At 39.9% G+C, this 5,779-nt stretch carries 8 protein-coding genes; 1 reads left to right on the top strand and 7 read right to left on the bottom strand.

All coding sequences use genetic code 11. The features are described 5' to 3' along the window. From PHN32_08930 to PHN32_08910, 5 genes are all read right to left on the bottom strand, one after another. A partial coding sequence (locus PHN32_08930; GenBank protein ID MDD3777712.1) for a co-chaperone GroES occupies window positions 1-112 on the bottom strand: 112 nt, incomplete at its 3' end. A gap of 190 nt (window positions 113-302) precedes the next feature. After that, window positions 303-1,319: a tRNA (adenosine(37)-N6)-threonylcarbamoyltransferase complex transferase subunit TsaD gene (tsaD, locus tag PHN32_08925; GenBank protein MDD3777711.1), complete on the bottom strand. Its 1,017-nt coding sequence runs from the start codon at window positions 1,317-1,319 to the stop codon at window positions 303-305. Beyond that, window positions 1,316-2,122: a tRNA (adenosine(37)-N6)-threonylcarbamoyltransferase complex dimerization subunit type 1 TsaB gene (tsaB, locus tag PHN32_08920; GenBank protein ID MDD3777710.1), complete on the bottom strand. Its 807-nt coding sequence runs from the start codon at window positions 2,120-2,122 to the stop codon at window positions 1,316-1,318. Before tsaB ends, tsaD begins: the two co-directional genes overlap by 4 nt. Further along, window positions 2,119-2,613 (bottom strand): tRNA (adenosine(37)-N6)-threonylcarbamoyltransferase complex ATPase subunit type 1 TsaE, encoded by a 495-nt coding sequence (gene tsaE, locus PHN32_08915; protein ID MDD3777709.1) that lies wholly within the window; start codon window positions 2,611-2,613, stop codon window positions 2,119-2,121. The genes tsaB and tsaE overlap by 4 nt, the downstream gene beginning before the upstream one ends. Continuing rightward, window positions 2,614-3,294 carry a uracil-DNA glycosylase gene (locus tag PHN32_08910; GenBank protein MDD3777708.1) on the bottom strand — a complete coding sequence of 227 codons (681 nt, stop codon included), beginning with the start codon at window positions 3,292-3,294 and terminating at the stop codon, window positions 2,614-2,616. Window positions 3,295-3,369: 75 nt separating this feature from the next. Between PHN32_08910 and PHN32_08905 the strand changes: the two genes are divergently transcribed. Next, on the top strand, window positions 3,370-3,768 hold the full coding sequence (locus PHN32_08905; protein MDD3777707.1) for a hypothetical protein: 399 nt from the start codon (window positions 3,370-3,372) through the stop codon (window positions 3,766-3,768). 5 nt (window positions 3,769-3,773) lie between these two features. Here the strand turns inward: PHN32_08905 and PHN32_08900 are convergent, their stop codons facing one another. Further along, complete coding sequence (locus PHN32_08900; GenBank protein ID MDD3777706.1) at window positions 3,774-4,238, bottom strand: YhcH/YjgK/YiaL family protein; 465 nt, start codon at window positions 4,236-4,238, stop codon at window positions 3,774-3,776. A 129-nt stretch (window positions 4,239-4,367) separates the two neighbouring features. After that, window positions 4,368-5,630, bottom strand: coding sequence for an L-rhamnose isomerase (locus PHN32_08895; GenBank protein MDD3777705.1), 1,263 nt, complete (start codon window positions 5,628-5,630; stop codon window positions 4,368-4,370). Window positions 5,631-5,779: the final 149 nt, after the last annotated feature.

Raw genomic sequence — 5,779 nt, 5'->3', positions numbered from 1 at the left:
CTTCCTGGGGCTTTTCCTGGGCGCTGTCAGGCAGCACGATGCCGCTCTTGGTCATTTCCTCTGCTTTTTTAACCTTAAGCAGCAGCCTGTCGGCCAGTGGTTTGTAGTTCATGGTTACCTCCTTTAAGGCATTAAACATTTATGCAAAAGTATAAAAAAAAATTAGCACTCAATCTGTAAGACTGCTAACTAGTAACCATAATAATATACCAATAATCAAAAATCAAGGAAATATAAAAAACAATTTAAGCTTTTTTAATATCAGAAAGAAAGATACAAGAAGTAACTTAAAAAAATCTTTGTTATACCTCTGACCGGGAGTAGACATCCAAATCAAGACCGTTTATATTGCCTTTCAAGTATTCATAATAACCTAGGCAGCCCACCATTGCCGCATTGTCCATACACAGGGAAAGAGGGGGGATATAAAGTTTTAACTTTTCTTTTTTACATCTTTTTTCAAAATCTTGCCTGAGCCTGGCATTAGCCGCCACTCCCCCGCTTACCGCAATTTGGCCTATTTGTTTTTCTTTAGCTGCCCTAACCGTTTTTTCCACTAAAACATCGACTATGGCTTGTTGAAAGCTGGCAGCCAGGCTGGGAATATTTTTAGCAGTAACCAGGTCCTTATTCTTTTTGGTTAAATATATCAAGGCTGTTTTAAGGCCCGAAAAAGAGAAATTAAAATCCCCGCTGTCCCACATGGGACGGGGGAAATCTATAAAATTTTCATCACCTTTTTTGGAAAGCTTATCTATTACCGGACCCCCGGGATACCCTAAATTAAGGTATCTGGCTATCTTATCAAAAGCTTCTCCTGCTGCATCATCTAATGTGTGGCCTAATTGGATAATATTAAATTCTGGATCGACTTGATAAATACTGGAGTGGCCGCCAGAAACAATCAAGCCTATGAAATCACCATCCATTTCAGGATGGGCCAGTAAATTTGAAAAAAGATGTGCCTTAAGGTGGTTTACTGCTACCAATGGTATTTTCCTGGCATAAGATATAGCTTTAGCTGCTCCTACTCCCACCAGCAGTGAACCAATAAGCCCCGGCCGGTTGGTTACGCTCACCACATCAACTTTGTCCAGGCTAATACCAGCCTGGCTTAAAGCTTCACCTATAACTATATTTATGGCTTCGATATGCTTCCTGGAAGCTAACTCTGGTACCACTCCCCCATATTTGCGGTGAATATCATTCTGGGAAGAAACTATACTGGACAGTATATGCTTGCCACCTGTCACTACTGCTGCTGCCGTATCATCGCAGGATGTCTCTATTCCCAGCAAAGTTAAAGTTTTGGTCATCATTTGCTACCCCCAAAAGGAGCGAAATCCCTTACATAATAAGGGTTTAGAATTTCTGGTTGCCTGCCGTTTTGGTACTGCTGGAAAGCACACAGGTTTAAATAGGAAGCGTCTGGTACCTCCAGCCTATACTCCAAACAAATATTAGTCATCTTTTCTGCTATTAAATTGAAGTCTGCCGCATAGGCAGCCAATGCATTGCCTGTAATATAAATCTTGGATGCTTTAGGGACGGATAATATAGGATCCCCTATATTTATTTTGCTTTCCAGTCTATATGGTAAAAATCTGGTTAAGCTAAAACCATCTCCAGCATATATTAAATCATCAGAACCATTATCCCGGCAATCAAAATTCATATCGGTAAGGGAAGAAACCGGATTCAGGCAGTAGAAACCCAGCAATATCTCTCCCCTTCTTACATCCAGGCAGGATATAATTAAAACTCTTTCTTTTTTCTCCAATAATTTATGTATTGGGCCTAAATTGAGATAAAGGCAATTTAGAGCAATCATATCCATTACATTTACGCCATAAGTGGGTTTTTTTAAAGTCCAAGCCAGTGTCTTGGCCACAGTAAGGCCTATTCTGGTACCGGTAAAATCTCCGGGACCTATGTCAGCGGCCAACAAGTCCAGGCTTTCCAGGTCCAAACCTGCCTTATGTAAAGCACGGTCTATAGTATCTATTATATTAACCATATGCTTTTTGCTATTTTCTCCAAATTCACAGGAAAGGATCCCCGTGTCCCTGCTTACTGCTACTGACAGGTGGTTACTGGTCGATTCTATTCCCAGTATTTTCATAATAAGCCTTTCCGGCTGGCCATTTTGTTAAATTCTATTAATTTTTTATCATTGTAATCACTGCATGATTTAAAAACTATGGTTCTTCCATATTCCTCGCCTTCTGTATAATTAAAAGAAATAGTCATATATTCAGAAGGCATGCAGGTTCCCATTTTTTCTCCCCATTCAATACAAACAATATTGTGGGGCTGGTATAAATAATGTTCCATTCCTATGTCTTCTATATCTTCTATGCCAGCCAGGCGGTATAAATCGGCATGGATTAATTTTAAATCCCCTATATCATACTCGTTGATTAGGGTAAAACTAGGACTGGATACCGTTTCCTCTACACCCAGGCCTTTAGCCAGACCAGCTACAAAGGTAGTTTTTCCCCCACCCAAATCTCCAGTTAATATAAAAATATCTCCCCCTCTAGCCCAAGGAGCAAAACATTGTCCCAGCTCAGCAGTTTGCTGGGGTGCACTGGTTATAAATTGAACTTGCATTTAAAATAAACCTAACTGATCACTTTGTATGTTTGGCTGCTGTCCAGTATTTCTACCAACTTCAGGTTGCTCTATACGATCTAACAGTTCCTTTATTTTTTGGAAATCCTTTTCCAATATTCCATATTTAGCAGGGCTGTACAATACTGCAGCAGGATGGTTAATGGGTAGTACCATGCGGTTTTCTATCCGGTATACATGGCCCCTCAGGCCAGTTATGCCTTTATTTGTATTTAGTATAAGCTGGGTAGAGTGCTTCCCCAGGGTACATATAATCTCAGGATCTATAATTTCTATCTGACTGTATAGATATTGTTTGCAGGCTTTTACCTCCTCTGGCCTGGGATCCCTATTTCCGGGAGGCCTGCATTTTAATACATTAGCTATAAAGACTTGCTCTCTTTTCAAACCAATAGTTGATAAAAGTTCATCTAAAACCTGTCCCGCCCGTCCCACAAAAGGACGACCTTGCAGATCCTCATTTTTGCCGGGAGCTTCGCCTATAAACAGTAGCCTGGCCTCTGGGCTTCCGCTGCCAAAGACAAACTTAGTCTTGGTTTTCCAAAGACCGCAGCCCTTACAGTCTTTTATCCGCAGATAAAACTCTTTTAATTTTTCCCTCTTTTGTTCAGCCAAAATACCTATGGTTCCCTTAAGGGCAACTACAGGGTAATTGCCCATTATTTACATTAACTATAAATTAAATTATGATAACAGTCAGGGTAAATATATAGTTAGAATTATAAAGGATATGATATGAAATTTAAAATAGTAATGGTAGTTTTAGTATTAACTATACTGCTAGGAGGGTGCGCCCAACAACCTTTGTCCATTAAAGAAGTTTACCTCTGTAAATCAGTCAATGAAAATAATTCCCCCCTGGAAATGCCTAATATTTTACCTGCAGATATTAAAAATATTTACCTTTCTGTAAATATAGAAAATATAACTCCCGAAGATGAGTTAAAAGTGGCCTGGACTTATCTTGATACCGGAGACGTAATCCAGGAACAGGTCTCCCGGGTAGATAAAAAAGGCTCAGGTTACTTAAGTTTTAATATAAACATATCTGAAGGCTTCCCTTCCGGCAATTACCAGGCTGAAGTATTTCTTAACGGTGAACTGTTTGAGGAATTGGAGTTTTCGGTTAAGTAGCCGCCCTAAATCTTAATCTTGAACACTAGTTTCTTGACAGCCAGGCTTCTAGAGGTCTGTATGCCGGGCCGGTGAATATCATCGGGAAAGAAAATAGCATACATTCCCGCTTTTAGTGTAAAAAAACTTTCCTGCTTAACATTGCAAAAAGTTAATATATCATTTTCAGGATTATAAGCCTTAAGTATCTCTTGGTCTTGATTATAAGGAGCCCATCCGATATTCTCTTCTCCACTGATCAGGTATTGAAAATCAATATATTCCCAATGGGCTTCTGGATCCCGTTTAGATGTAAAGGTGGTATTATAGGAAATCAAATTATAAAAAATTCTTTCTCCTTCCAGGGGATGCCTGCCCTCTGTCTTGGTAGAGAAATCATTACTTTTAATAAAGTCAGCTACTTTCTTCAAATCCTGGTTTTCAATATAGTTGAACTGATGGAGATCCTGGTTTAAATTACCAATTATCAATCCTTGATGCTCCTTTTTTTTAAATACAAATAATATTATTTTGCATATTCAAACAGCTTAAAGCATACTGCCTGCTTTAAGGCCACTTTAGTTATTTTAAAGTATATAAAAGTTTATAACAATTACTTTCTATTGCTGTCTTTGGTTTAACACCCCTTTCTGATAGGTTTCTATCTCCTTGATCATTTCAATATCATCAGGCATATTATGGGTAGCCAAGTAATAATTCCAAATATCACCGAAAGGCATGGAAATCAAGCCTTCATGCAAGGCCAGCCTGGCAAAAAGATTCCCATCCTGTTCATATGCAATAAGCTTTTCGGTTGGCTCCAGATAGGCACGTAAAATCGCTTTGGCTACCGATCTTCCACCCACTACCCATGCTCCTATCCTATTAATAGACCCGTCAAAGAAATCTGTACCCATATGTACTCTGGAAAAAGCATCAGCTCTTTTAATTTCCAGCATGACATCTATTAGCTCCTGGTCTAATATGGGGACATGATCACTGTCCCAACGTACTCCCCTGCTTATATGTAACAGTATATCGGTTAAGAAAGGCAGGGTGGCACTAATTTTGTCACTTACCAGTTCAGTGGGATGGAAATGTCCCATATCAAAGGTGATAGCGATCCTTTTTTTAGCAGCATACAGCAAATAAAATTCATTTGATCCCACTGTATAATACTCATAACCTATGCCAAATAATTTAGATTCTACTGAATCTATAAGAAATTCTCTAGCATACTCCACATCCAAAATCTGGTCCAGGCTATCTATAAGCAGCTCCCTGTGCACCAGGCGGGAAGGGGTTATGTCTTTTTCCCCATCCGGTATCCAAATATTATTTATGCATGGTTTGTTTAAGTTCTGGCCCAAATAGGCAGCAATTTTCCGGGATCTTTTTACATGGTCTATCCAGAAACTTCTTATAGATTGGTCTTGGCTGGATAGAGTATACCCGGATTCAGCTTTAGAATGCGAAAATAATGTGGGGTTAAAATCCAATCCATACTGGTTTTGCTTTGCCCAATCCAACCAATATTTAAAATGCCCTGGTTCTATAGAATCCCTATCAATAGCCTTCGCTTTAAAATCCCCGTATATGGCATGGAGGGATAATTTTTTAGGCCCAGGTACCAGGGAAAATGCTTTTTCTATATCTTGGGCTAGCTGGTCAATATTGCCGGCTCTGCCCGGGTAAGCTCCAGTGGAGAGAATACCGCCCCCCGAAAGGACGGAGCCTTTCTTTTCAAATCCCGCTACATCGTCACCCTGCCAACAATGAATTGACAGTGGTATACTGCTCATTTTTTCCAAAGCCTTATCTGTGTCTATCCCCATTTGGCCATATTTTTCACGGGCATTTTTATAATGTTTTTCAATATCCATAATACCGCCTTTGCTTTACTTTCTAATTTCCTCCTCTTATCCTAGTCACTGCCGGCAAAACTGGAAGACTCTCCCAGTCCTTCACTGCCCATGGCCAGATACCCACCGGAGGTATCCAGGTCTGCCCCGGTAACGGTAGAGGCGTCATC

It is taken from the genome of Actinomycetota bacterium (assembly GCA_028698215.1).
GTDB lineage: Bacteria > Actinomycetota > Humimicrobiia > Humimicrobiales > Humimicrobiaceae > Halolacustris.
Note: the sequence above shows the minus strand (reverse complement) of the source record. Positions and strands in the feature narration are given on the sequence as shown.